Origin of the sequence: Noviherbaspirillum humi (assembly GCF_900188095.1) — a bacterium.
GTDB lineage: Bacteria > Pseudomonadota > Gammaproteobacteria > Burkholderiales > Burkholderiaceae_D > Noviherbaspirillum > Noviherbaspirillum humi.
The window spans coordinates 30,504-56,704 of record NZ_FZOT01000023.1 but is presented as its reverse complement, the minus strand read 5'-3'; the positions used below and the strand labels follow the sequence as shown (position 1 = coordinate 56,704).

The window sequence follows — 26,201 nt, the reverse complement described above, 5'->3', positions numbered from 1 at the left end:
CTTTCCGAAAAGCGCGACTTCTTCATGTAAAACTTCCTCGTTTTGATTAGAGAAAATTCTACCTTCATGCCCGCTTACTTTTCGGGAGGATTACCGCAAGACGGGCCGCAGGTATCTTGTCCAAACACTTCTGGCTGCGCCGTGCAGCGTCAAACCACTTCTGTGCACATGCTTAGACACAACCAGCTTTGAGCATAATCACTGCCTGAGCGCCTTCCCCGACCCTCTCAAACCCCGTCAAGACGAATCGATGCTGGCGTATCTTGAGGATGGCAGGGAGTCTGGTCTCGCGCCTGCGGCGACCTGTAAACTTCTTAAGATTCAGTCTCCAGCACCTAAAAGGGTATGAAATATACTTAGTAAAAGCGATTTCACTTGTGAGAATATTCTGCTAAATTGCAACGCAAACAGTGTAAATAAAAAACCCGAAGTTACCCATTGTTATTCTAAATGGCGTGTCACAATCCTCGGTAAGATTATCTAAAACCACGCTTGCAAGTTCGTTGGTTCGTCAACTCGTGCTTATGTTGCCAAACCTACTTGGTCTCGCTAACCATACTTAGTTAGGCGTAACCGGCGAGGGATTTCTTAAACAACTCAAAAAAAAATGACTCGACTTCAATTCGCTGCAGCGGCAGTCGTCACTGTGGCCGCTATAATTTCGGGCTGCGCTCCATTGCCCACCGGGCCTGCCGAGCCAATTTCTGGTGCCTACCAAGGCATGATGAAGCAGGTCGGTCCGGGCATGATGCGATCAGACTATCCGGTTCAGATTGTCATGAATGGCGTACAGGGAGGCTCCATTGAATATCCAAGTCTTGGATGTCGCGGTGTGCTCCAATTCACCGGAATGCAAGGCCGCATCGGCGTCTATCGTGAGCGGATTACCCAGCAAGGGCATGTGCGTTGCATCGACAACGGCCTAGTCACCGCATACGCGGTCGGTGCGCAGGCGTCGATAAAATGGGAAAACCCGGGCATCGTGGCTACTGCCATGCTGGCGCCAAGCACCGTTCGGATACAGCCCGCGCAGGCAGCACCAGTGCCGGCGGCACCCGCACAGTCTTCTGTCGCGGCACAGGCGCCGGCGGCAAAACCAGCACGGCCTCAGACGAAGGCTGAAGCTGACGCTGAGCTGAAACGACGGATCGCTGAGGCGAATCGACCTATGAGTATCGACGAGGCGAAGGCGGATCTGGCTAAGAAAGTGGAGTTCGACGTAAAAGGCTGCAGCGGCATGCTTCCAACAAAGGTGTCACGAGTCAAGTTGGTCTCTGGCGCAGAATTTAAGAGATTGACGCGTGGGAGTGCGGTGATGAACGCCAAGTATCTTATTCAGTACGGGACGGTAAAGAAGAAAGAGTCTTGGAGTGCAAGCGGCCCGATCGTCTCGACCGCCACGGCTAAGGATTTCGAATACATGGTTGGACGTCCCATGTGCTTGGAAGACCCAGACGTGGATCACGATTAATAGAAGCCTGAAGTCATCAGGCCATTGCCGAACGCCGGGATGGCCTGATAAGTTTCAGATTACTGTGGTGACGGCTCGTTTTTCACGACGAAAGAAGCTACCTGTTTGCTGCCGCTAGTAAAATAGGACGGCTTATCGTACACGTCGTACTGAACGTAGGTGGGAATTGCCTGCACCCGGTTACCTTGTACTACTTCAGTTACGAAAAAGTAGACCTTACCACGCAGATGAACACTGTTGCTAGCGCGAAGCTGTTCAATGCGCTTCGCCATCTCGATTTCTTCTACCTTAAGTTTAGCCAGCGCCGGGGCTTGAGGGAAGTTTAGGAGAACATTCTGCCGGTTGGCGTACGTTGAGTTTGTATCGAATGCCCCGATGATTCTGAAGCTTTTGCTGTCGAAGTCGTAACCATTGTAAATCTGCGGACTCGCGTTGACGGCGATATTAGTCTTGCCAAATTCCATCGAGTAGTAACGCTGCTTGGAGTAGCCTTCGACGGTCGTTTTGATCGGCGGGAGTTCGGTCGGGATCAGTTCCTGCTTTTTGAACGCATCCTGTTCGTTGTAGTACTTGCCCGAGAACAGGTTCAGCAGCTCCTTGTCATCGGATTTCTGATCGCTATAGGCCACAGCAAGATAAGTCAGCCATGTGTCGTTCTGGTCTTGGGCGAGCGCTGTGTAATTTTCCAGCGGGACTTTCATGTCCGGCTGAGGTTTGACGACCTGAGCCTTCTTCTGCGCTTCATTGAAGGCAGCAGCTGCATCAGAGTTGGCGCCAGTCGGGGCAGAAGCATTGTTTTGCTTGGACGGCTCCTTGGGCGTTTCCGAGGTGGTTTTTTCGCCGCAAGCGACCAACAATCCAACGAGACACACAGCGAGTGCTTTTTTCATGCTTTTTCTCTTTGCTCAAATAAGGGAGAAGGTTTGCTGATTACTGCTTCTTGGTCAGCTTGATGCCCATCGGGCCCGAGATCGTCTTGTCATCCAAGACGGTAAAGACGAGTTTGCCTTGGCCGCCCGGCATTTCCATTTTGATGTCCTTGCCATCCATTTCGTACTTCGTTTCCACCTGCATGCCCATCGTGTTGGTGGTCAGCTTGCCGCCTTTTTCAAACTTGTAGGACGAGATGCCCATCTGGTCTTCATAGGTGCCAGAAAGACCACTGTTGCAGGCACACAGGATAAGGGAAGCGAACAGTACGGAGATTTTCTTCATTATTGTCCTTGGTGAAATGGATGGTCTGCCTGGATGGCCTGCGTTGCAGGCGTTACGATAAATTTCCGTTTAGAAATTTACAATACCCAATAGACGGTATTTGATTTCCGGAAACGTATGCGAACGGCGGCGCTGACAGACGTAGGCCTAACCCATTCCAGCCTGTTCCGCAGTCCAGCGTCTGCGCCGCTGGACCCCGGTTATCACTTCCACTTGCTGCATTCACCCTGAAAGCATAGGCATATCCATATTTATATTCCTAGTCGTTAGTGTACGGAAGACTGCCGGTCCGGTCTTTCAAGGGGCTACTTCAGAGTCCGAGGGGGCTAGGTTGATCTTGGTCTCCCAAGACGCAAGATGCTGCATCTAGGTTACGGAAGAGGCTCTGAGGATAGAGAGTAGTCTCTACGCTTCTGCACTTGTAAGTCCTTAGAGATTTACATACTGCCAGTCTCCATTCAGAATAAAAGACCAGTATCGGTTTTTGACAACCAAAGAGTCTGTTTCGAAATGAACGACAAAGAGTGGGCCGACGATCAACTCCGTCAAGCCAGGATAATTGGCGATTTCTTACTTGCGGGTTTTGCCGACTACCAACTTGGATTCTGCGGCACCTCCACAGATCCTGAGGGGTTAATGACTCCAGTCTTAGTCTTGTATTACAAAAAGAGTGGAAGCAGGTTTTCTACTCAGTGGAGACGCTTGTTGAAGCGATTAGGGACGCCAGATTACGAAAGATGATTCAGGAGTTGCTTCCTAGTCGTCTTTGAGCAATCTAACTGCTACAAACAACCTTCATCACCGCGTCCCCAGTTGTCCCCTCGATTTCCTTCCAATCTCCTGGCTTGAATACGCTAAACATCATTTGGCCTTTTCCCATGGCCTCGTCGTGACCAAATCCCTTTAACTGTCTGGTGGCATGTTGGCTACAGTCAATCTCAATGTGGGATCTTAGTGACAGTTCGCCACCCTGACCGCGTTCTTTGAAGTTAGCTAACATCCAGAGCTGCTTGGAATTGCCGACTGATTCAACGGTTGCGAGGTCGACATAGACGTCAGCAGCGTCATGGGTTGCCACTTGTGTCCAAGATGCCCAAGCAGGGGCTGTTGCAAAAACGGCAATCAAAAGTAGTTTTTCATTAGGTAAAAGTGCCTTCTTCATTGCAGGTCCCGTGATCCTAAGGGCCTCTTTTACGCTGTCGCAATGCCTTTTTACTTCCTTAGAAATCACTTCTTCGCATTACGGCGGAGGTTCTATGGTCTCTCTTGAGTGCAAAGGGAAGGTATGTTGACTGAGGTGTCGGAAGAGAGCAAACATCTTTGCCAAAATCCGAGAAGCAACTTCGAAATAGACGCATCGCAATCTCACTCGCTATCATTACTTATTCCTGCGTCAATCAAACGAGCAAGCCTGACCAGAACCACCCAAAGTTTCTCTATATACACTTCGTTGCAGATAAGGTATTGTGCGGCGCAGTTGTATTTTGATTACCAATCCGTTACCTGTGAGGCCTGTGTGAAGCACAAAATGAACTTTTCAGTATTAAGTGTTGCACTCTTTGCTATTGTTGGTTGTACAACAATGCAGCCCAATTCAGTTCGTGAGTCATTAAGTTCGGATGTAAGCCGGTGCAAATTGCTAGGTAATGTCAACGGTGCAGATGCGGTATTCGTTGGCCTGAGTTCAAGCATTGGTTCAAGGAACGCCAAAGCGAAAGCAATGAATCAGGCAGCAGATTTGAAGGCCACCGATGTTGTTTGGTCGCAGCAAGGAACTAGCATGACGAATGAATGGATTGGTAGAGCTTACGCTTGTAAGTAAAAGCATTAGACATTTCGGGGAAGATCATCGCACTAGATGCTCCTCCCTAATGATTCACCCAAGTCCTCATTGAGGCTTGGGTTTTTTATGCCTCCAATCTGTCGATAAATCCTCCCGTAATTAGCTCATTCCCAGAAGCGCCGATATTCCGCAAAGTAGGAGCACGAACCCGTCATATCCAACGCATTTCCCTGCATGCGACTGCGCAGTAATAGCAGTATCGCATTGCTGGCTAAATGTTTCGGCAAACGTGGGCGATTACAGGTGAGTGAATCTCTAGGATTGGACTGCCGCCACGCAGCAATAGGGTGTAGGGCGATTGAAGTTCTCCATTCGCCCCGCCGATCAGTGAATAAATGACAATGGGATGCCGTCTATGAGCTATAGATTCCTTAAGCCACTTTCTGTAAAGTAACAATAAAGGGCGGCTCATTCTTAGCTCCTATCATTTTCCATCTTTCCAGAATGGTAATGCGACTTGGTACTTGGATACTTGATAAGGCTGCCGGCAGCGATTCTAGGATGCGCCGGCTAATTGCTTATTGGGGCGCAACGTTGTTGCTATACGCCTTCGCATTGGCCTTCCTGTGGATAGATGTCGAGTTTGGCGAGGCTTCTCGTCTGATTGCCACTATCTTTACCGTGCTCGTGCTTATGGGCGAGGCGGCCTTTTTTTGGGTGATCCGGAAACACGAGCGTCTTGGCATCACCACGGCTCAGCTTTCCATTTACCAGTCCTGGTTTGCCATCTTTTGCGTGGCCCTTGCCTATACCGGACAGGGACCGCTGCGAGGTGCAACCTTGTTGGGGCTGTTCGTAGTGCTTATCTTTTCCGCTTTTTCATTGAAAGCTCGCGAGGCACGTGCGCTCAGCATTTTTGTGGTGGTGTTTCTGGGCGGGGCGATGCTTTCAATGCCATTCACCGTACCCCAGTTTTTCGATCTCAAGACCGAACTCCTTCACTCCATGCTTGCCGGCTCTGCCCTGTTGGTAGTGGGCGTCATTAACGGCAGGCTGAGTGATCTGCGTTCGAGCTTGAAAGCGCAACGGGAGGAACTTCGAGTTGCGGCCGAGACCAATCGAATGCTGGCGACCACCGACGAACTTACTTCACTGCCGAACCGGCGCTACATGGCTGAGCTGCTTCGCTGTCAAGAACAGCGAAGAACGCCATCCGTAACATCTTTTTGCCTCGCGCTGCTTGACCTTGACGGTTTCAAAAAGATTAATGATCTTTATGGCCATGATACTGGCGATGAGGTTCTCAAACAGTTTGCGCAACTTGGACGGCGACAGCTACGAAAAAATGACGTGCTAGCGCGTTGGGGTGGGGAAGAATTTCTGCTATATCTTCCAGGTACGATCCTTCAGGATGCGCATGGCGTACTCGAGCGGATGCGCCAACAGGTCCAGCATGCACATCTACTGAATCAGGCTGGCAAAATTTCCTACACCTTTTCTGCCGGTCTGGTTGAGTTGACCTTAGACGAGCCGGTTGAACATGGCATTCGTCGGGCAGATGCCCTGCTCTATCGTGCCAAGCAAAGAGGACGCAACTTGATAGAAATGAACGCTATCGATGATTCGATAACCGTGTAGTTGACTTCGTTACTAACGAAGCTTGCGTAATCGTGTTTTTAGACTACACAAGTCCAAACGTCGGCTTATGGCCGTGAGTCGCCTTATGCGACCGTCTAAGAGCAACTAAGGCGGACCCACCGCACAAACTCAACGTACTCAGCCATGTTGAAGCAGTCTAAGCGGTAGGCAGAAGAAATATCTCTATCCCACTAGCGTGCGAGTCAAGCTTTTTAGGCGACGAAAAAATCCCTTTAAAATCCTACTAGATTCATAATCACCACCTCGTTGCTACGTCGTAGGCATCCATATCGCACAGCATCAGCAGCGTGGTCTGGACCGCTGCTATCAACATCTTCAATCCGTTTCTGGTCCCGGCCAAGATAAGGTACGGTTTCCCAAAAATATTGACAGTTTCTACTAATGTAAAGACCTGGGCAATCAACCTTGCCCGCATCCGCCAACAATCGTCGCATAATGTTCCAGCCTGTTAGCCGGTCGGCTTTCTTGGCAGGGGAAAAGTAGACGCCCATACGCATGAACTCATCAGCGATGGAGCCAGCGCTGTGGCCGCAGCGAGCGAAAATGGCATCGTCAGCCACGCCAGCAGCCCGGATTCCCCATTGTTTGCACATCTCGATGATCGATTCAGCCAGTATTGGCACAGTCCACCCCAGGCCCACATTTGACTGATCGCGCTTCGCCGTAGCCAACTCATCCAGCAGTATCAGGCTATCCCGGGCGTAATAGCTTCCGTCCGGTCCTTGGGCCCCGGGCGAACGAACTACGACATAGGTCACCGAAGGGGCTGACGAGCCAAAGTCATGCGCCAGGAACGTGTCCCACCCAGCTGGTACCGCTTTCCACGGATTTATGGCATTGCGGTTTTCATCCAGCACACTAGCAAAATAAGCGCCGCGGTTGACCGCCCAGTCGCCCTCTATCCATGCCCGCAACAATTCGGGATCGTCCGGGCATGAGCTGTACAGTTGCTGCCGGTACTGCTCGCGGTCAATGAACTCATTCCCAGTGAAAGTCGACGGGGCGTACACCCAGGTTCGGCCTGACTTCACTTCTTTAAACGGTTGCCATGGCGCCGTCTGGAATACATAGCGCTTTGCTAACCAGAAGTGCCCGGGACCGCCGGGGTTAGCCGCAATGACCATCCTTACCGGGATTTCTTTCGGTCCACGCAGATTCGAGCGCAGGAGATCAAGCAAATCTGGCGTTGCAAATTGGCCCGCTTCATCGATTAAGAGCAAGGTAAAAGAGCGCCCCTGGTACTTGGCATAATCTGCGTGGCTTTCGAGCTGGCCGAACTCCACATAGCCGCCGTTTGGAAAACGCCAGATGTGCTCCGCGGCGTTGTAGCGAGCGGCTGTAGAGTAGACCTTGGCGAACAGCTCACGGGTAACCATCTCAAAGTCGGCCAACCCTTTATAGCTGCGACGGATATACAGCACCCGCGCGCGCTCACCATACTGCTCGATATGACGCAGTACCAAGAGCGCAATTGCATAAGATTTGCCGCCACCCCGGCCCCCACCTAAGAACAGGTCAAACTCCTCAGGCACCAGCATGACCTTTTGCTGGAATTGGCTGAAGCTAAGCGTTGGAGTCATGGCTCACCGTCATAAAATTGGCAGCCGGCATGGCTGCTGGCAAGGAGAAATTTATGGTCACGCGCCCGCCTGCTTCGCTCGGATCCTGACCTTCCTTGTAACCGTGCCTGGATTTCAACAGGAACATCGCCGCGGTCAGATTGCCGTCCTCAACGGCCGCCCGGTACAGGACATTGTGCAACACGTGCCGCTCTCGCTCGCGACCGAGCTCGAACGCTTCTTTCAACGCCTGGTCGTGATCAAACCATTTGCGCAAGGTATCCTGCACGACACCAAGGCCAGCAGCAACGCCACGCATGGAAAAGCCGTCGGCCGCCAGCGCCCTAATGCGCTCCGCCGCGTCGGGCGGCGGCTCCTTCGGTGGTTGCCCTCGGCCACGCTTGCCCGCTTCAACAAGCTTATTCATAGTTGTCATCCTTTTCCAAGTTCCTTCCTGGCCCGTTTAGCTGGCGTGCCTCAAAAGCGCCACAGCGATGACGTATGTCGAGAATCGGTGTCAAAGACGAACTGGTCAGCAACTGTCGGCGCTGAGCAGCCAGGCACTTACCGTTTGCCAGCAAATTCGCGCACTCGTCACAATATCGACGATCGCCAAACGTATAGCGTTCCGTGTTCTGTTCCTTGATATATGCGAGCAGACGTATTTTTTCGGGAACATTAGCGGCGGCCACGCTAAACACTGCGGAGACGATAAGCGGATCACTCTCACCAATATGGTCCAGCCACGCCTGGATCTCCGCCTTTTCAGAGAATTTCAAGGACAGCAAACTGTCTATCGAAACGAGGGAAACGGCAGCTTCATCTGAATTGGTGGCTATGGAAATTTGTGCCGTGACAGCCGTTTCAAGCGTTACAGCTAGTTCCGGTCTAGCTTCCGCCGTTACGTCATCCGATCGAGCAACCGTGACAGGCGTGACGCCATCATTTCTGAGCTTGCCCAGCAAGGATGCGATCCCCATGTCAGTCTTCCAGCCGGTCTGGGTTGACGATGTAGACGCGCCGCGTCTGGCCTTGGATACGCGGGCTTTGTGCATGCTCGCCGCTGCTGTTTGGTGGTGGCAGTACCCCAGCCGCTGCCAGCACTTTGAGCGCTCGCTTGAAGTCGAATCCCTTAAGCGCCTCGCGCATCCCAGTAGCCGTGAACAAGTACTGACGGCCATTGGCACTCTCGCGCCACCAGCCCGCGCGGTTGTGCCGCATCGCGCCTTCCTGAACCGGGTCCGTGGAGGAGAAGCGGCTGTCGCCATGGCGGTCGATAAACTCTTGCAGTTGGCCGAGCATGTCCCGGCGCTCGCTGTTGCCGCTCCCCCTCATGTCATGCCACAGCTTCAATGCCTCGGCTGCTGCCTCGAGCGCTTCGCCTTCCCGCCAGCCAGTGACGCCGAATTCGGTGGCGAGTTCGCCCGCTAGCGCGATCAGTGCCAGATGCTGCGCCGCACGTTTTTCCTGGCCTTCAGCGCCAGGGATCTGGAATTGCGGCAAGGATTTGATTTTCTCCAAATAGTGCACCAGATCACGTGGCTCCTCAGCGAGCTTCTGTAGAAATGCCGGGCCGGCGTGGCCGTAATTAGTGGCGGCAGCCTGGCGCAAGGCGTCGGAAAATGCAGCGCCGGATTCTGTGTCGTGCAAGTCGTCCCAAGCCCCATGGATGCGTTCCACCGAGATGTCGAGCAGGCGCACTGCCTGGCCCGCCTTAGCCTGCTCGCCGCCTTCTTCCATTGAAGTGGCGATCGTGCGCTCGCCCGTGGAAAGCACGATGCAGCGCCAGCGCTGGACACTTCGGGCGCTGCCGCTGCGTCTGGCGCGCTGCTTACCGTGTCCATTCGCAAGCATGTAGACGATGGCACCGACTTCACGCGGGTTGCACTCGCTGATTTCGTCCAGAACAAGTAGGCCGTCGTTGAACAGTGCCGCTATGCCTTCCATACCATTGGCGGTGGCGCGCCAGCTACGGCGATTTCCTGGGCCGCCCCAGGTCGCACTTGACACGGTGACCAACGTTGTTTTGCCAGTCGAAGAATTACCAACAAAGTGAATGCCGAAGTTGTCGGCATGGCACTTGGCCAAAAGCGGGCCGGCGAAGGAGGCTGCAATCGACAACAGGAGCAGCGGGTTGCCGGACGCTCTTGCCGAGATGCTCGTCTGCCAGCCTTCTAGCGTTCCGGCTTGTGCGTATTCGTCGAGATAGCGCTCGCCGGTCTGGAAAATAACCTGGTCGGCATCCGGGCCGATCACGCGGTTTGGCAGTACAAAAGCGTTGCCGCACCAGCCCACTTGAAGGGTGCACTTAAGACGAGTTTGCGGAATCTCCGATTGCAAATACTGGCCAAGCAGCTTGTGCCCGTTCGGGTCGATGTGCACGCCCATGGACAGCAGTTCGCCCCGCAACTCCTCGCCATTTCCCTTAAGTAATTCCATGGGCATGCTCCATGTACGCCACTGATCCAGTGAGTTCACGAAGCGCAACTTGCGGCCGAAGTGGGCGTCGTTTTCGTCACGGGTAATGGCTTCGATATGCAGCGGCGAGCACGCCCACTGTTGGGTTAGCTGAGAGGAGCCGTCCTGCCTGCTAACCCTGATACCGAAATGCCAGACACCGGGACGCAGCACGAACCCGGTCTCTTGCAGTTCGGTGTTGACGTCAACAACGCGGAAGCACGGACGCTCGTCGTCGGGCACCGAGAGCACCACCTTGGGAGCTGATGTTACGGCTGTAACGTCAGCGAGTTCACCAGCCGAGACATCCAAAGCCTCGTTTTCGCTTGCCTTCACGTCTGCCACGCCTGTCACGGCAGCTTTCGCATCCTCGTAGCCGGATACGATCTCGAGCCGTTCGATAACAGCTGCTGACTTAAGCCGATTCTCGGGATCTTCTGCCATGGATGCCAAGATTGCCTGCCCGCGTTCGATGGACTTATTCATTGGCCAATCCCATAGCAGCCTGAATGCGGCCGATGCACTCCACCAGATGCAGCAGCTGGTCGTCGTCGAGGGGTTGCCCATACTGCATCTGTTTGGCGTACTGAAAGACGATAAAGAGATCCAAGCTCATAGCTTGGAGAATGTCCTGCCAGTGCCACAGGCGCCGCTCCTTTTTTGCGAAGTGGACGCCGGCAGGGATGAAAGGCAAGAGCTCTTCCAAGTCCAGTCCAACGGCAGTCAGCACTTCTTCCTTCGAGCAGCCCGCGAAGCAGTGGAAGCGTGGAAAACCATCGGGAGTTTCGCTGATCAACAAGCTTGGAACGCGGTCGTCATGCGCCGGGCAGCAGGCCATCCAGCGATTCTGACCGGTTTTACGTACTTTATGCAGGCAGTTGAGGAGCGTCTGGATCGCCATTACTGCTCCTCCTTGCGACTTGCAATCATCCGCTCCTCGATCCACTGATCGATTTCGGATTCGACCCAGCCGACGGCGCGGGGGCCGCCCAGATTGATCGGTTTTGGGAAGGAGCCAGCGGCAATGCGCTGGTAGATGCTGGAGCGGGCGAGGCCGGTTTTTGCTTCGACATGACGGCGACGGAGAATCTTTAGCGCCGTTTGGATCTGCATAACCATATTAACTTTCCTTGAAATGTTTCCGGACCATCCGAAAACTTCAAGGAAAGCTTAGGAAATTAAACTTAGCGACAACAGAGGAAAAGTGAACTTGCCATTGTCAATTTGGTAATTCTAATGAGACCCGTAGGTCTCCAACGCTTTACGGAACTGTTCTGAAAATTTCGACAGGTTGAACGATCTAGTTGAGACTCCTTCAATCTTCACCGCGGTGCTAGGTAACAGCGGCATTCCCGGCCTCGGTCGAGAGAGTTTAGACGCGTGCACTTGCAGCGATAATGCTAAAGACGCGAGTTCAGTTCCGTTTAACGAACACTTAACACCGTCGATTTCATCTCGGAAATCGGCTTCCGTACCAAGTAATACGAACGCTGCCCATAGGTGGGCAACATTTTGAAATTCTTTCCAGTTGTTGCGAACACTCTTATTACCTTTACTGATGTATTTATTGTGCTGATCTTTCGCGCGAAAATGTATCTTCTCAGCGATATGGTAGGCTTTTAATAACCCCGGATCAGAAATTTCATTCTCGCCCATCCAAAGAAGGGCTATTAAAACCATGCCGGCCGCCACCCCGCCGCTCTGAGCATTGGAAATGTCTCTTGCTACTCCAACGGTTCCACCCTCAAATAGGAGCGCTAATTCCTGCTTACTCATGACCACATCTTCATCAGCTAAAAGATCTGTCTCGCGAAGAAATTTACCTGTTTGGCACCAAGCACTGAGCAGTTTGCGCCTATGGCCATCATCAGGATGTGTCATGAAAATCAGGCAATCGAATAACGCCGTTATTTCATCGAGACCTTTAAAATTAAGTGTATGCTGACTCGTTGTTTTGTGCAGATCATCATTGTGTATAACCAATTCACACTCCAACTAGGTAAGTTTTGAACAGTAATTGGAACCTAGCGACTTTAAGGTGGCGGAAGATTTTCCAAACCATTATTCACTTTCAGCTTATGCAAGTAATCAGCCCAGCTTTGCATCATGACGCAGCGCTGCTGAATAAACTTGGTACGGTTATATGCAGTACCTAAGCTATCCGGCACCCGGTGTGCCAATTGGTGCTCAATCACCTCAGCCGGGAAATGCATTTCTTGATGAAGAATCGTACGAGCCATGGCGCGGAAGCCGTGCCCAGTAATCTCGGTTCTTGTGTCGTATCCCATTCGGCGTAGGGCTGCATTGATGGCCGCTTCACTCATTGGCTTTCTAGGGTCTCGTCCTGGAAATACATACTGACGGTGGCCAGTGAGTTTGTGCAATTCTTGTAGTATTGCAAGCGCTTGAGTAGCGAGAGGAACAATGTGCTGGGTCCTTGTTTTTGTAACTAGGTAAGTCCATTGCTTCCTTTCAAAATCAATATCGCGCCATTCGGCTTTGCGTAATTCACCCGGTCGAACAAAAAACATTGGAGCAAGCCGTAGTGCGCACTGCACGACGAACGTCCCCTCGAATCCGTCAATGGCGCAAAGCAGTTCGCCTACCGATTTGGGCTCAACAATGGAAGGGAAATGGTTATGCCTGGCTGGAGGTAGCGCACCGCGAAGGTCAGAAGACGGATCCCTAACACAGCGGCCAGTGGCAATCGCATACCGAAAGATTTGCCCGCAATTTTGATGGGTGCGGTGCGCAGTATCGAGAGCACCACGAGCTTCGATTCTTCGCAGTACCGTAAGCAATTCGGGAGCCGTGATGTCGGCAACAGGCCGTGCACCTATCCAAGGAAAAACGTTAAGTTCGAGGCGCTTGATGACCTTGTCGCTGTGAGATGCTGCCCATCCCGGCGCATGTTTAGCAAACCACTCTCTAGCGATAACCTCGAAGCTGTTGGCTGCATTTCCAGCCTGCTCCGCCTTCTGAATCTTCCGATTAACACTGGGATCGATACCTTGGGCCAAAAGGCGCTGGGCCTCGTACCGTCGTTCGCGAGCGGTTTTCAGGTCAATGGCTGGGTAGACGCCCATTGATAAGGTCTTACGCCGACCACCATAGCGGTAGTCGAACCGCCACCAACGCGACCCAGAGGGGGTGACGATGACATACAGTCCTTCGCCATCTGTAAGCTTCAGCGGCTTGTCAGACGGCTTTGTCTTGCGAATAGCGGTATCAGTCAAGGCCATGGCGGTAACCCCTCTAGACAAGGTTGCTGCTACCGTCAATATTACCGTCAAAACGCGTTGGCTTTCAACGGAACCGTCTGGAACTTACCGGACAAAATTTTAAAGCAAGTCTATGTTTTCAATGCCATTTCTAGACTTTTCTGGCTTTACTTGGAAGGGAATTTGGTGGAGCGGAGGAGGATCGAACTCCCGACCTTCGCATTGCGAACGCGACGCTCTCCCAGCTGAGCTACCGCCCCATAATGGTTGATCACTATAAATGAACTCCGCCATCCATGGCAAGCACCTACTCAGCCATGGAACGCTTGACGCCGTAGCCGGCGCCGCTGCCGGCGGGACGCAATGGGTCAAGCAGGTGACGCATGGCGTTGTGGTCCAGCTCGTACATCAGTTCCAGCAGCTGACCAAGTTCACCGCGCGGAAATCCTTCCCGGGCGAACCAGCCTAGATAATGGCCGGGCAGGTCGGCGAGCAGGCGGCCCTTGTACTTCCCGTAGGGCATGGACAGGGTGACGAGGCGCTGCAGGTCTTCGGGCTTCATGATGTCTTTTCGATAATGAGATGCCGTGGCTTGGTCAAGGTCGATGGCATGTGACGGGCCTGGAAGATTACCGCGTTTTCACGCCAACATGCTGCCACGCCGCAGCCACCGGGAATGCCGCAGATGGGTTCAACCCAGAAGGTGCCCTGCGCGCCAAGGCGGCGTCGCCCGTACTAAACCTTGCCTCAAGCGCAAGACCCGACGGTATAATCGCCGCTCTTACTGCAGCAACACCAACAACACTCAGCATCAGGGGAAGACAACCATGACACAGCAGACCCGGCGCAAATTCTTGACGCAGGCATCCAAACTCACCGCCGGCACGCTGGCGACGTCGATGGTCGGCAAGTTCGCCTATGGCCAGACCGCCGAATTCAGCATGAAGTACGGCAGCAATCTGCCGGCAGTGCATCCGCTGAACGTGCGCGCCAAGGAAGCGGCCGATGCCATCCGCAAGGAGACCAACGGCCGCGTCGACATCCAGGTCTTCCCCAACAACCAGCTCGGCTCCGACACCGACATGCTGTCCCAGGTGCGTTCCGGCGCGATGGACTTCATGACCCTGTCCGGGCTGATCCTGTCGACCCTGGTGCCGGTCGCGTCCATCAACGGCATCGGCTTCGCCTTCAAGGATTACCAGCAGGTGTGGGCGGCGATGGATGGCGAGCTCGGCGCCTTCGTGCGCGGCAACATCGCCAAGGCCGGCCTGCATGCGTTCGACAAGATCTGGGACAACGGCTTCCGCCAGATCACCAGTTCGACAAAGCCGATCAACACCCCGGCCGACTTGAAGGGCTTCAAGATCCGCGTGCCGGTGAGCCCGCTCTGGACCTCGATGTTCAAGGCGCTTGATGCGGCGCCGGCCAGCATCAACTTCAGCGAAGTCTACTCCGCGCTGCAGACCAAGATCGTCGAAGGCCAGGAAAATCCGCTGGCCATCATTCAGACCGCCAAGCTGTTCGAGGTGCAGAAGTACTGCTCCCTCACCAACCACATGTGGGACGGCTTCTGGTTCCTCGCCAACGGCAAGATGTGGAACCGCATGCCGAAGGACCTGCAGGCGATCATCACCAAGCACATCAACGGCGCGGGCGAGCGCGAGCGCGACGACGTGCGCCGCCTCAACAACTCGGTCGAGGTCGAGCTCAAATCGAAAGGCATGGCCTTCAACCAGGTCAATGTCGATGCCTTCCGCGCGGTGCTGAAGAAATCCGGCTTCTATGCCGACTGGAAGAAGAAATACGGCGCCGATGCCTGGGCGATGCTGGAAAAGTACGCCGGCAAGCTCGAATAATCCTGCCTCAACTCTTCCCACATCCGCCATGCAAGCCTCATCCGTCGGCCACGCCTCCGGCGTGGCGAACCGCCGGCCGCTGTTCCTGATCCTGGAACGCGGACTGGCGGCGATCAGCGAGATCCCGGCCGCCATCCTGGTGGCCCTGGAAATCCTGGTTCTCCTGGCGGGCGTCACCGCCCGCTATGTCTTCAACGCTCCCCTGACCTGGTCCGACGAGCTCGCCTCCATCCTGTTCCTGTGGCTGGCCATGCTCGGCGCGGTGATCGCGCTGCGCCGCGGCGAGCACATGCGCCTGACCACCCTGGTCAACCGGCTGCAGCCCGGCACGCGCGGCTGGGTCACGCTCGGCGCCGAACTGGTGGTGGCCACCTTCGTGCTGGAAATCATCCTGCCGGCGCACGAGTATTTCCAGGACCAGTGGGCGATCTCCACGCCGGCGCTGGAAATCCAGGATGGCCTGCGGGTGGCGGCCATCGGCATTGGCGCGGTGCTGATGATGGCCATCATCCTGATGCGCCTGGCAGAGCATGGCTCCAAGCGCCAGCTCGGCATCGGCCTGCTGTTCTTCGTGGCGCTGGCTGCGGCGCTGTGGTTCGCGCGGCCGGTGTTCATGAAGCTCGGCAATCTCAACCTGCTGATCTTCTTCGTGGTGATGGTAGCGGTGTGCGTGGCCTGCGCGGTGCCGATCGCGTTCGCCTTCGGCGTGGCAACGCTCTCCTACCTGGCGCTCACCACCAACGTGCCGCTGACCATCGTCGTCAGCCGCATGGACGAGGGCATGTCCAGCCTCATCCTGCTATCGGTGCCGCTGTTCGTCTTCCTCGGCGTGCTGATCGAGATGACCGGCCTGGCCAAGGCGATGGTGGATTTCCTCGCTTCACTGCTCGGCCATGTGCGCGGCGGCCTGGCCTATGTGCTGCTGGGCGCGATGTATCTGGTGTCCGGCATCTCCGGCTCCAAGGCGGCCGACATGGCGGCGGTGGCGCCGGCGCTGTTCCCGGAAATGAAGCGGCGCGGCTCCGACGAGGGCCGGCTGATTGCCCTGCTGTCTTCCTCCGGCGCGATGTCGGAAACCATCCCGCCCAGCCTGGTGCTGATCACCATCGGCTCCGTCACCGGGGTATCGATCGCGGCGCTGTTCACCGGCGGCCTGCTGCCGGCGCTGGTGGGCGCGGCGGCACTGGCGGTGGTGGTGTTCTTCCATAGCCGGAACGAGAACATGACCGGCGTGAAGCGCGCCACCGGCCGCCAGATCGCCCGCGCCTTCATCGTCGCGCTGCCGGCGCTGGCCCTGCCCTTCGTCATCCGCGCCGTGGTAGTGGAAGGCGTGGCCACCGCCACCGAAGTGTCGACCGTCGGTATCGTCTACACCGTGATCGTCGGCCTGCTGATCTACCGCCAGTTCGACTGGAAGCGGCTGTACCCGATGCTGGTGGAAACCGCCTCACTGTCCGGCGCCATCCTGTTCATCATCGGCTGCGCTACCGCCATGGCCTGGGCGCTGACCCAGTCCGGCTTCTCGCGCCAGCTGGCGGCGGTGATGTCGGCCATGCCGGGCGGTTCCATCGGCTTCATGGCGATCTCGGTGGTGGCCTTCGTCATCCTCGGCAGCGTGCTCGAAGGCATTCCTGCCATCGTGCTGTTCGGTCCGCTGCTGTTCCCGGTGGCGCGCGCCGTCGGCATCCATGAAGTGCATTACGCCATGGTGGTGATCTTCGCCATGGGCCTCGGCCTGTTCGCCCCGCCCTTCGGCGTCGGCTTCTACGCCGCCTGCGCCATCGGCCGCGTCAATCCGGACCAGGCGATGCGCCATGTCTGGCCCTATCTCGGCGCGCTGTTCATCGCGCTGATCCTGATCGCCGCGATTCCGTGGATTTCCATCGGGTTCCTCTGAGCTCCCCGAGTTCGAGAGCGCACGGCTGAAATGAAAACGGCGGGCAGATTTTCTGCCCGCCGTTTCCTTTTGCGTGATCCCGAATCAGGATTCGTAGGTCTTGATCACCGCCGCATCGTCCAGCTGCGACCAGCCGCGCTCCAGCGTGAGCTTGTAGCGGGCGAGGGCCGCGTCGCCGAGCGGCGTGTCGTAGCCGGCGGCATCCGCCATCGCGGTGGCCAGGCCGACGTCCTTGGTAAGGATGTGGGCGAAGGCCCGCGGCTCGAAGTCATTTTCCAGCACGCGGGACATGCGGTCTTCAAAGACCCAGGAGGAGCCGCTGGAGGCGGCGATGACGTCGAACAGTTTGCGCGGCTCCAGGCCGATGCGCTTGCCGAGCGCAAAGGCTTCGGCCGATGCCACGAGATTGATGCCGGCCAGCAGGTTGTTCACCAGCTTGGTCTTGGCGCCGTCACCGACGTGATCGCTGATATGGAAGCGCTTGGCCGCCATCGCTTCCAGCAGCGGCTGCCACGGTTGCAGCACGGCTTCCGGCGCGGCGATCATCATGCTCATGCTGCCGGCTTCGGCCTTGGCCGGGCCGCCGGAAATCGGTGCATCGATGGCGGCGACGCCGGCTTCGGCGAGGCGACCGGAAAAGCGCATGGTGTCTTCCGGCGCGATGGTGGAGCACAGCACCACCGTCTTGCCTTTCGCCGCGGCTTGGATGACGCTGCCCGAACCGAACAGCACGTCATCGATCTGGGCGGCATTCACCACCACGATGATGATGCAGTCGGCCTGCCCGGCCAGCGCTGCCGGCGTCGCTGCCACCCGCATGCCGAGCGAAGCAGCCTCCGCTTCCGCTTCCGGGCGGATGTCGCGCACGACGATGGGCCAGCCCTTGCGATGCAGGTTCTTTGCGATGCCCATGCCCATGGCGCCGATGCCGATCACGCCGATCGTCGGGGATGTGCTGTTCATGTCCTGACTTTTCTCATTCTAAAAATATCTGGTCCGGATTGCCGGGCAGCCGCAAGCGCCCCACCCGGAATATCGATCCTCAAATCACGGTTTCGACCGGCGGCTCATCGAAAGGCGACGAATCGCCGGCCAGCCATTTCTCGCCGCGCTGATAGAGCGCCTGCACCACCGGGCCGGTGAGTTCCGGCATGTCGCGCTTGACCTTGAAGCCGAGGCGCGTCTGCAGGTAGGCGAGGTGCTGGTAGCCCTTGGGGAACTGGGCCAGGAGATCGCCATCGAGCTTCGGCGTCGCCGACGGATCCACCGGATCCATGCGGTCCTTTTCGTAAATGGGCTGGCGCCGCACGATGCGCCACTCTTCGACGCCGTTGATCTCGCGCAGCTCGAAGAAATCGTAGAAGCGGCCGGTACAGAGCACGTCGACGAGGGTATCGTCGGCGATGCCGCGCTGGTTGATGGTCATCTTGGTCTGAGCGATGGCACGCTTGCCGCGGATGTCGATGGTGCTGCCGCCGAGGAAGTGCAGAATGGACACGCCCTTCTCGAAGCCGGTCTTGCTGATGGCGATGAACTTCGGCGCCGGTCCCTGGAACCAGGTGGCCGACATCCAGCCGTCGTCGTGCCATACCGTGGCGAAGCGTTCCCAGAAACCGGCATCGCGCCACAGGGCCCAGTTCTGCACCACTTCGGCAATGCGCAGCCGCTGCTCCATGTCCTTGTCCATCTCATCTCCTTCATGTTGTTTTGTCGTTGCATGCGCCGCTGCTTGGCGACGGTGAAACGGCATCTTAGCAAGAAGGGCTGGCTCATGTCCCGAGCGCGGCGGCGAACGACGCAAATTCGGTGCGGTATTCGGACGCAAGCCGTTCAGCCCAGTGCCGGTATCGTTTTCCCTCGATGGCAAGCGCGGCCTCCAGGGCTGCTGCGAATTCATCCACCGCTGACACAAGCGGCACGCCATCCATTTCCCAGGTAGCTGCATAAGCGTGCTGCTTCGAAGGTGCCGAGCCTTGCCACGGAGGAAGCATGTTCACCCGCGGCAAGCCGTAGGCGGTGGCGACGATGCGCCCATGCAGGCTGCTGCCGGCATAGGCACGGCTGCGGGCGATGAGGGCGCAGATGTCCCACAGGTGCAGCGACTGGAACACGCGCGCCGCTTTCAGTCGCTGTGCAAGGCGCTGATAGACATCCAGGTCGTCATGCCAGGGGGCCGCGCCGGCGCGAAACAGCACGGGAACCAGGCCGGTGGCGCGGCGCAGGACTTCGCATTGCGCCGCAATGGCGTCCAGCGTCGCATCGTCGCCGAAATCGGCGCTGAACTGCAGCGCGAGGTAGCCGGCCGGGAAGGCACCGATCAGCCCGGCGGCTTCGCCGCGCTGCGCATGGGTTTGAATGAGGTGATCGAACAGGCTTCTTACCATGACGGCCGGGTCGGGCGTCAGGGCGGCCTGAATGCCGGCGCTGCGCAAAGCCTCCCGCGTGACGCGATCGCGCACCGAAAGCCGGGCGGAGCGGCCCAGCTTGGCCAGGACCTCATCGCGCATTTCGCCAGGCATCGCATCCAGCTGGACGCCGCCGAGGGCATGATGGAAGCACCGTCCGCCACCGCTGAGCATGCTGGCATCGGCCAGGTAAGGCACGCGGTCCGACCGGCCGATCGCTTGGGCTGCCCAGTAACGCGCCGGTTTGGAATGCGCATCGAAACGGGTCACGAGGTCCTCGGCATCGCGGGGGTTCTGGAGCATCACCGCCGCTTCCCAGGCGCCGCAGGTCAACAGCTCGCCGCCGGCATGGATGAGGTCGGCCGGCTGCCGCAGGCTGGCGCCAAGATGCGCCAGCGACTCGACTGCATGCCCGCCGACGTGGCGCAGATCGCGCTGCGCCAACCCGGCATGCCGCATCGTTCGACCGTGCAGCATCGCTGCCAGGATATGCGGAAAGAGCAGGTCGCCGAAATTGTGGCGGTCGAAGGCGCCGAAAAGTATCCGGGAGCGGTCCATGGAGCGCAGCAAAGCGCGAGCGGCGAACGCTCGGCTCAATCCGTGCCGAGGGCCTGCCGCATCGCCGGCGTATCGATGTAGGCCGCGAAGCGCACGATCTTGCCGGCCTTCACCGTCCAGACGTGCACGATGTCGAGATCGATGGGCCGGCCGGTGGCGCGCGCCGTGCCGGTGAGACGGCCGATCACCGCCACGTCGTCGCCAGCAGGAACATAGGTGATGGGCCGGGGCGTGGCGTCGGTGTGCTGGTTCAGCCTGGCGAAGAAATCTCGCGCACCTTCGTGGCCGCGATGGACGCCGCCCCAGGGTAGCGTCTCGGTCTGGCTGAACTCCACATCGCTGGAGAGCAGCTGGAACACGCCGGCGAAATCACGGCGTTCATAGCGGGCATAGCCTTCGCGTACGATATCGATGGGTTGCACGGAGCGCTCCTTGAAGAGAAGAATCGCGCCCCAGCATACGGCCAATCACGCCCATGCGCCATGCCGCCGCACAAGCGAGCGGGCAGCTTAGCGGCTCATGACGTAGCGCAGCAGCGCCAGCAGCAGGAAGCCGCCGCCCGCCAGCGTCACCCACAGCCAGCCGCCGTGGCTGTACAGCGCGCTCGCCATGCTGGAGCCGACGGCGCCGCCGATGAAGATGCTGGTCATGTACAGGGCGTTCAGCCGGCCGCGGCTGGCGGCGTCGAGGGCGTATATTTCGCGCTGGCCCATGACCATGTTCATCTGCACGCAAAAGTCGAGCACGACGGCGGTCACGCCCAGACCGATGATGCTCCAGTGGCCATCGAGGAGCGCGCCCGGCACATAGCTGAGCACGCCGAGGATCAGGGCGGTCATCGTCGCCACCGGCACGTGGCCGGCGTCGGCAAGGCGGCCGGCCACGGGCGCCGCCACCGCGCCGATGGCGCCGACCAGGCAGAACACCGCAATCTGCTGTTGGGTAAAGCCGTGGCTGCGCGCCAGCTCCAGCGGTGCCGCGGTCCAGAACAGGCTGAAGGAGCCGAACATGCAGGCTTGCAGCAAGGCGCGCTCGCGCAGCACCCGGTGCCGCAGGATCAGCGTGCCGAGGGAGCGCAGCAGCGCGGCGTAGCCGGCGCCGTACTGAGGCCGCCGCATCGGCATGCGCATGGCGAACATGAGCGTGAAAACCAGCATCAGCACCGATGCCGAGGCGAACACGGCGCGCCAGCCGAAATGGCCGGCGATGAAGCTCGAGGCCGGCCGCGCCAGCAGGATGCCGAGCAGGAGCCCGCTCATGATGCTGCCGACCACCCGCCCGCGGCTGGCTTCCGGCGCCATGTGGGCCGCCATCGGAATGATGATCTGCACCGAGACCGAACTGAAGCCGAGCATGAGCGACAGCAGCAGGAACAGCGACGGCGAGGCGGAGAGCGCCGCGCCGGCCAGGCTGACGACCGCGGCGACGGTGGTGATGATCATGAGGCGCCGGTTCTCCACCAGGTCGCCCAGCGGCACCAGGAAGAACAGGCCGAGCGCATAGCCGATCTGGGTCAGCGACACGATCAGGCTGGCCAGCCGCGGCGACATGCCGATGTCCGGCGCGATCAGGCCGATGATGGGCTGAGCGTAATAGATGTTGGCGACGATCGCTCCGCAGCAGAAGGCGAAGAAGCCGATCATGCCGCCGGTCAAGTCGGGCGCCGGCATGCCGGCGGAAAGTGCGCGTGGGCGCGATTGCATTGGTGAATCCTTGTTGCTTGTCTGGTTTGAGGAATGATTTCCGAATGGCTTCGTTCAGAGTCGGCCGCATGAATGCCGCATGATTGAACAGCTTAAGACTGCCGATCGGCTGCTTTTATCCCGCATGGGCCGCCTTCCCGGGCAAACCCTCGGCTGCCGCAGGGCGAAGGGACATCTCCGGATCACGGCAAGCCGGCGCTGCCAACCCAGCATCGCGGACGATGCCGCAAGGCGGAGGGTGGCGCCGCCCCGGGTTTGGGCATCGAAAAAGGCCGAACCATTTGACACGACGCCTTGCCCTGATGGCACTTCGCGCATGGTCGTCGACCATCAATACGCCTGCTGCCGATGACTGACGAAAGGCGGGAGTCTAGTCGATAAACGTTTTTGGCGCCGGGATCGGCGCCGTACAGGCTTGCCTCAGCGGCTGCGCCATGAGGCAGAGCACCGGATGAGGCGCCCGGGGCATTGCATGTTGTGGCAGCATGGCCCGGTTATCAACCGACCAATCAAGAGAGGCAATATGGATACTCGTTCCGGATGGGAGCTATATGCGCTCGGTGCGGCGTTCTTCGCCGGTCTCACCGCCCTTTTCGGCAAGCTCGGCGTGGCCGGGCTCAATTCCAACATGGCGACACTGATCCGCACCGTGGTGATCATCGCGGTGGTGGCGGCCATCATCTGGTCGCGCAACGAGTGGGTCAATCCCGCCTCGATTCCGCGCCATGCCTGGATCTTCCTGGCGCTGTCGGGCGTGGCCACCGGGCTGTCGTGGCTGTGCTATTACCGGGCGCTGCAGCTGGGTCCGGTGTCGCGCGTAGCAGCGGTGGACAAGCTCAGCGTGGCGTTCGCCATCGTGCTCGGGCTGGCGTTCGCCGGCGAAGCCTTGAGCTGGCCGGTGGCCATCGGCGGGCTGCTGATCACGGCGGGATCCATCATCATGATCGCTTTCTGATTTTCTGAACTATCTGGCATCTCCTTTCCCGGATGCCAGACTCGCCCGGTCTGCTGCTCTCTTTGCGGCCCTCGACGCTGCGGCCCTTGACGCCGGTCAGCGGCTGAACGGTCGCATGCAGTTAATATGTTTTCTTGAACGTGGCCGGAATTGCATGCACAATACGGCCGTCCTTTCATCCCTCCATCCTGACTGCCATGACGCTTTCCCTCTTCGACGGCGCCGACGCGATCTCGCTCGAACAGCGCCTGCGCGACTGCTTCGATGCCTGGATCGCCCACCGCGCCCAGAGCAATTCGCGCGACCGCACTCAGCGCGCCCTGAGCGAGGAATCCGCGATCGTCTATCGCGAGATGTGGCACGCCTTCGTCGCCTTCTGCGTCGACCGGCGCATGGACCTGAAGGACCTGCGCGAAGGCGATATCGACAATTTCCTCATCAGCCGCGGCACCGGCGACCACCCCACCCGGCCACGCGTGGCCACCAAGGGCGACGAACTGTCGCCGCGCTATGCGCGCCGCTTCCTCACCCTGATCGACCGGCTGACCCGCTTCCAGGCCGAGATGCAGGGCCTGCCGGTCAACATGGCGGCGCACGACATGCTGCAGCGGCCCGAATACCGCTACGCCAATGCCTCGCACAAGGACCCGCTGCCCGACTACCTGAACGCCGCCCAGGCCAAGCGCCTGATCGCCTACGTCACCCAGCTGCGCGGCACCGACCCGGCGCTCGGCCCGGTCACATGGAAGGATGTGCGCGACCGCACCGCGGTAGCGACCATGCTCGGCGCCGGCCTCGCGCCGGGCGACGTGCGCGCCGCGCAGCTGGATGGCGTGATCATCGAAGGCGGCCGCAAGGCCGGCCTGCCGTGGAAGCTGGCCTTGCCCGGCAACGGCAACTCGCCGGCGCGCGAGACCCCGATCGCCGAATGGGCCGGGCGCCAGCTCGCCTTCTGGCTGCAGGTACGGCGCGAGCAGAACATGCCGGGCGATTATCTGTTTCCGTCCACCTCCAGCGGCCGCGCCTGGTCGCACACCGGCTGCTTCGAAGCCACCCGCGAGGTGTTGCTGCAGGCCGGTCTGGGCAGCGATGCCGGCGGCCTGTTCAAGCTGCGCCATACGTTCGCGCTGCGCCAGCTGTCGAAGGGCAAGAGCGAGGCCGACGTGGCGCGCTGGCTCGGGCTGCTGGACGTGAACGGGATGAGCCGATATCGCGGGATCGTGATGAGCCAGGTGGAAGTGGTCTAGTTCTCCGACGCTTCCACGTTTCCTGCCGCTGCGGCGGCTCAGGTCTGCGCTGCAAGATAAATCGCGGCGGCGCCGGTGCCGCATCAGACGGTGCGGCAAGTTCCTGCGGCGTTGCGCCGCCGGTGTCGCGGTGGCTCAGTCGATTTGGGACAGCAGGCGCTGGTGCCCGGACATCACATGCCTTTCCGCCGCGCTGCGGGCCCTGGCTTCGGCGCCGCTCTGGATGGCTTCGTATATCTGGCGGTGCTCGGCATTGGACTTGCGCATGTTGCCGGGGGAATTGAAGAAGCCGCGCCGGAACAGATGCAGCTCGTTGACGAAATCGTTGTAGAGCTGCTGCGAGCGCTCGTTCTTGCCGAGCGCCATGATCAGCGCATGAAACGCCAGGTTCAGCTCGTAGTAGCGGCTTCCATCCTCCTCCTCGCACGCCTGGTCCATCTGCGCGAGCAGCTTCTCGAAGCGTTGCCGGTGCTCTTCGGTGACGTGCTGGATGGCGCGCTGGGCGGCGAAGCCGAAGATCAGCGCCCGCAGCTCATAAGCCTCGATCATCTCGCGCACGGAAATCTTGCGCACGAATACGCCCTTGTTCGCCACCGCCGTGACAAGGCCGGAGCCGGCGAGGATGCGGATCGCTTCGCGCACCGGCCCGCGGCTGACGCCCATGCGCAGGGCAAGGGCCGCCTCGTTCAAGCGCTCGCCAGGCGCGATCTCGCCGGTGTAGATCAATTGCCTGAGCTGCTCTGATATGCCCAGCGCCAAGCCCTGTCCCGGCTTTCGGGTTGCCAGTTGTGTCATGTGGAATCCATCTTGTCGAGCCTGGGAAAGGCTTCTTGCGCCTCGTCGAAACCCTTGTCCGCCCTGCGGCTGTCTGTGCGGCGATTATACATGCGGGCAGGTCCACGGAACGGGAACGGCGCTCAAAATTGACGACAATCCGTTTCAAAGTGTTGACACTTTTGGCCGAAGTGTGAATACTCCGTGAACAAATCAAAACAATCCGGAGGAAGACATGCCCCACGTACCGGCTTCAACCGCACTGCAGCGGTTTCGCGTGATCGATCTCACCCAGGTACGCGCCGGCCCGACGGCATGCCGGCAGCTGGCGGACTGGGGCGCGGACGTGATCCAGGTGCAGATGCCGGAGCACATGCGCGGCGACGATACGCTCGGCGGGCAGGATGGCTCGGATTACCAGTACACCCACCGGAACAAGCGTTCCATCACCCTCAACCTCAAGGAAGCGGAAGGCATCCGGGTGCTCAAGCGCCTGATCGCCACGGCCGACGTGGTGGTCGAAAACTTCCGCCCCGACGTGAAGTATCGACTCGGCATCGATTACGACTCCCTGGCGAAGGACAATCCCGGCCTGGTTTACGCCAGCATTTCCGGATTCGGCCAGACCGGTCCATACGCGGCGCGGCCGGGCTTCGACCAGATCGCCCAGGGCATGGGCGGGCTGATGTCGGTGACCGGCATGCCCGGCGACGGCCCGATGCGCGTCGGCATTCCCATCGCCGACCTTTGCGCCGGCATCTTCGCCGCGCAGGGCATCCTGGTCGCCCTGCTGGAGCGGGAGCAGTCCGGCAAGGGGCAATGGCTGCATACCTCCCTGCTCGAAGCCATGGTCTACATGATGGATTTCCAGACCTCGCGCTGGCTGATCGATGGCGAGATTCCGCAGCAGGCGGGCAACTTCCATCCCACCAGCATTCCGACCGGCGTCTACAAGGCGCGCGACGGCTACATGAACATCGCCGTGTTCGGCTCGAAGATCTGGGAGCGCTTCTGCCACATCCTGGGCGCGCCGGAGTGGATCGAGGACCCGCGCTACCATGACAAGGCGGCGCGCTCGGTCAACCGCGACAGCCTGAACGCCGAGATCAACCGGCGGCTGGCGGAGCAGGACTGCAGCCACTGGATCGAGCGCCTGAACGAAGGCGGCGTGGCCTGCGGACTGATCAACGACATGCGCGACGTCTTCAAGGAACCGCAGGTGCAGCACCTCGACATGGTCAAGACCGTGGTCTCGAACCGGCTCGGCGAGCAGCGCCTCGTGGGCCAGCCGGTCCAGCTGGCGCGCACGCCGAGCGACATCGTGCGCGCCGCGCCGCGCCGCGGCGAACATACCGAGGAAGTCCTGGGGGAGCTCGGCATCACCTCCGCCCAGGTCGCCGACATGAAATCGGCCGGCGTTTTCTGACGCGCCTGCCGGCGG

General features: G+C 58.7%; 26 protein-coding genes and 1 tRNA gene. 8 read left to right on the top strand and 19 right to left on the bottom strand.

Features of this window, described 5'->3' with window-relative positions; all coding sequences use genetic code 11:
• Positions 1-721 precede the first annotated feature (721 nt).
• Positions 722-1,471: a hypothetical protein gene (locus CHB88_RS21960; RefSeq protein ID WP_089401496.1), complete on the top strand. Its 750-nt coding sequence runs from the start codon at positions 722-724 to the stop codon at positions 1,469-1,471.
• Positions 1,472-1,530: 59 nt separating this feature from the next.
• Here CHB88_RS21960 and CHB88_RS21955 read toward each other — a convergent pair whose 3' ends face one another.
• From CHB88_RS21955 to CHB88_RS21945, 3 genes are all read right to left on the bottom strand, one after another.
• Positions 1,531-2,361: a hypothetical protein gene (locus CHB88_RS21955; RefSeq protein WP_143131428.1), complete on the bottom strand. Its 831-nt coding sequence runs from the start codon at positions 2,359-2,361 to the stop codon at positions 1,531-1,533.
• Between the two features lie 40 nt (positions 2,362-2,401).
• Positions 2,402-2,686, bottom strand: coding sequence for a hypothetical protein (locus CHB88_RS21950; RefSeq protein WP_143131427.1), 285 nt, complete (start codon positions 2,684-2,686; stop codon positions 2,402-2,404).
• A gap of 775 nt (positions 2,687-3,461) precedes the next feature.
• Positions 3,462-3,848 carry a surface-adhesin E family protein gene (locus tag CHB88_RS21945; RefSeq protein ID WP_143131426.1) on the bottom strand — a complete coding sequence of 129 codons (387 nt, stop codon included), beginning with the start codon at positions 3,846-3,848 and terminating at the stop codon, positions 3,462-3,464.
• 366 nt (positions 3,849-4,214) lie between these two features.
• Here CHB88_RS21945 and CHB88_RS24900 point away from each other — a divergent pair, with 366 nt between their 5' ends.
• Both CHB88_RS24900 and CHB88_RS21940 read left to right on the top strand, forming a co-directional pair.
• Positions 4,215-4,508 carry a DUF4156 domain-containing protein gene (locus CHB88_RS24900; protein WP_143131425.1) on the top strand — a complete coding sequence of 98 codons (294 nt, stop codon included), beginning with the start codon at positions 4,215-4,217 and terminating at the stop codon, positions 4,506-4,508.
• 471 nt (positions 4,509-4,979) lie between these two features.
• The gene (locus tag CHB88_RS21940; protein ID WP_176442602.1) at positions 4,980-6,107 is read left to right on the top strand and encodes a GGDEF domain-containing protein; all 1,128 of its coding nucleotides are present in this window, start codon (positions 4,980-4,982) and stop codon (positions 6,105-6,107) included.
• Between the two features lie 233 nt (positions 6,108-6,340).
• Here CHB88_RS21940 and CHB88_RS21935 read toward each other — a convergent pair whose 3' ends face one another.
• The 10 genes from CHB88_RS21935 to CHB88_RS21895 form a co-directional block, all read right to left on the bottom strand.
• Positions 6,341-7,708 (bottom strand): phage terminase large subunit, encoded by a 1,368-nt coding sequence (locus CHB88_RS21935; protein WP_089401491.1) that lies wholly within the window; start codon positions 7,706-7,708, stop codon positions 6,341-6,343.
• Positions 7,692-8,114, bottom strand: a complete 423-nt coding sequence (locus CHB88_RS21930; protein WP_089401490.1) for a hypothetical protein — start codon at positions 8,112-8,114, stop codon at positions 7,692-7,694. The genes CHB88_RS21935 and CHB88_RS21930 overlap by 17 nt, the downstream gene beginning before the upstream one ends.
• Entirely contained in the window at positions 8,107-8,667 is a 561-nt protein-coding gene (locus CHB88_RS21925) for a hypothetical protein (RefSeq protein WP_089401489.1), read from the bottom strand. Before CHB88_RS21925 ends, CHB88_RS21930 begins: the two co-directional genes overlap by 8 nt.
• 1 nt (position 8,668) lies before the next feature.
• Positions 8,669-10,630, bottom strand: a complete 1,962-nt coding sequence (locus tag CHB88_RS21920) for a DUF927 domain-containing protein (RefSeq protein WP_245845167.1) — start codon at positions 10,628-10,630, stop codon at positions 8,669-8,671.
• The gene (locus CHB88_RS21915; RefSeq protein WP_089401488.1) at positions 10,623-11,045 is read right to left on the bottom strand and encodes a CHC2 zinc finger domain-containing protein; all 423 of its coding nucleotides are present in this window, start codon (positions 11,043-11,045) and stop codon (positions 10,623-10,625) included. Before CHB88_RS21915 ends, CHB88_RS21920 begins: the two co-directional genes overlap by 8 nt.
• Positions 11,045-11,263, bottom strand: a complete 219-nt coding sequence (locus CHB88_RS21910; protein ID WP_089401487.1) for an AlpA family transcriptional regulator — start codon at positions 11,261-11,263, stop codon at positions 11,045-11,047. Before CHB88_RS21910 ends, CHB88_RS21915 begins: the two co-directional genes overlap by 1 nt.
• A 114-nt stretch (positions 11,264-11,377) precedes the next feature.
• Positions 11,378-12,127, bottom strand: coding sequence for a hypothetical protein (locus CHB88_RS24895; protein WP_143131424.1), 750 nt, complete (start codon positions 12,125-12,127; stop codon positions 11,378-11,380).
• Between the two features lie 50 nt (positions 12,128-12,177).
• On the bottom strand, positions 12,178-13,386 hold the full coding sequence (locus tag CHB88_RS21905) for a tyrosine-type recombinase/integrase (RefSeq protein ID WP_089401486.1): 1,209 nt from the start codon (positions 13,384-13,386) through the stop codon (positions 12,178-12,180).
• Between the two features lie 163 nt (positions 13,387-13,549).
• Positions 13,550-13,625: transfer RNA gene (locus CHB88_RS21900), tRNA-Ala, on the bottom strand.
• Between the two features lie 47 nt (positions 13,626-13,672).
• Entirely contained in the window at positions 13,673-13,927 is a 255-nt protein-coding gene (locus CHB88_RS21895; protein WP_089401485.1) for a DUF3820 family protein, read from the bottom strand.
• A 265-nt stretch (positions 13,928-14,192) separates the two neighbouring features.
• Here CHB88_RS21895 and CHB88_RS21890 point away from each other — a divergent pair, with 265 nt between their 5' ends.
• Both CHB88_RS21890 and CHB88_RS21885 read left to right on the top strand, forming a co-directional pair.
• Positions 14,193-15,221: a TRAP transporter substrate-binding protein gene (locus CHB88_RS21890; RefSeq protein WP_089401484.1), complete on the top strand. Its 1,029-nt coding sequence runs from the start codon at positions 14,193-14,195 to the stop codon at positions 15,219-15,221.
• Between the two features lie 28 nt (positions 15,222-15,249).
• On the top strand, positions 15,250-17,118 hold the full coding sequence (locus CHB88_RS21885) for a TRAP transporter large permease (protein WP_089401483.1): 1,869 nt from the start codon (positions 15,250-15,252) through the stop codon (positions 17,116-17,118).
• Between the two features lie 84 nt (positions 17,119-17,202).
• Here CHB88_RS21885 and CHB88_RS21880 read toward each other — a convergent pair whose 3' ends face one another.
• From CHB88_RS21880 to CHB88_RS21860, 5 genes are all read right to left on the bottom strand, one after another.
• Positions 17,203-18,081 carry an NAD(P)-dependent oxidoreductase gene (locus CHB88_RS21880; protein ID WP_089401482.1) on the bottom strand — a complete coding sequence of 293 codons (879 nt, stop codon included), beginning with the start codon at positions 18,079-18,081 and terminating at the stop codon, positions 17,203-17,205.
• 79 nt (positions 18,082-18,160) lie between these two features.
• A complete protein-coding gene (locus CHB88_RS21875; protein ID WP_089401481.1) occupies positions 18,161-18,805 on the bottom strand; it encodes a nuclear transport factor 2 family protein in 645 nt (214 codons plus the stop codon).
• Positions 18,806-18,887: 82 nt separating this feature from the next.
• Positions 18,888-20,081: a polysaccharide pyruvyl transferase family protein gene (locus tag CHB88_RS21870; RefSeq protein WP_143131423.1), complete on the bottom strand. Its 1,194-nt coding sequence runs from the start codon at positions 20,079-20,081 to the stop codon at positions 18,888-18,890.
• Between the two features lie 35 nt (positions 20,082-20,116).
• On the bottom strand, positions 20,117-20,503 hold the full coding sequence (locus tag CHB88_RS21865; protein WP_176442601.1) for a nuclear transport factor 2 family protein: 387 nt from the start codon (positions 20,501-20,503) through the stop codon (positions 20,117-20,119).
• Positions 20,504-20,590: 87 nt separating this feature from the next.
• Positions 20,591-21,784: an MFS transporter gene (locus CHB88_RS21860; RefSeq protein ID WP_217900214.1), complete on the bottom strand. Its 1,194-nt coding sequence runs from the start codon at positions 21,782-21,784 to the stop codon at positions 20,591-20,593.
• Between the two features lie 523 nt (positions 21,785-22,307).
• Between CHB88_RS21860 and CHB88_RS21855 the strand changes: the two genes are divergently transcribed.
• Both CHB88_RS21855 and CHB88_RS21850 read left to right on the top strand, forming a co-directional pair.
• Positions 22,308-22,739 carry an EamA family transporter gene (locus CHB88_RS21855; RefSeq protein WP_089401477.1) on the top strand — a complete coding sequence of 144 codons (432 nt, stop codon included), beginning with the start codon at positions 22,308-22,310 and terminating at the stop codon, positions 22,737-22,739.
• Positions 22,740-22,936: 197 nt separating this feature from the next.
• Positions 22,937-23,986 carry a tyrosine-type recombinase/integrase gene (locus CHB88_RS21850; RefSeq protein ID WP_089401476.1) on the top strand — a complete coding sequence of 350 codons (1,050 nt, stop codon included), beginning with the start codon at positions 22,937-22,939 and terminating at the stop codon, positions 23,984-23,986.
• Between the two features lie 135 nt (positions 23,987-24,121).
• Here CHB88_RS21850 and CHB88_RS21845 read toward each other — a convergent pair whose 3' ends face one another.
• The gene (locus CHB88_RS21845) at positions 24,122-24,781 is read right to left on the bottom strand and encodes a GntR family transcriptional regulator (RefSeq protein ID WP_089401475.1); all 660 of its coding nucleotides are present in this window, start codon (positions 24,779-24,781) and stop codon (positions 24,122-24,124) included.
• Positions 24,782-24,995: 214 nt separating this feature from the next.
• Here CHB88_RS21845 and CHB88_RS21840 point away from each other — a divergent pair, with 214 nt between their 5' ends.
• On the top strand, positions 24,996-26,186 hold the full coding sequence (locus CHB88_RS21840; RefSeq protein ID WP_089401474.1) for a CaiB/BaiF CoA transferase family protein: 1,191 nt from the start codon (positions 24,996-24,998) through the stop codon (positions 26,184-26,186).
• Positions 26,187-26,201: the final 15 nt, after the last annotated feature.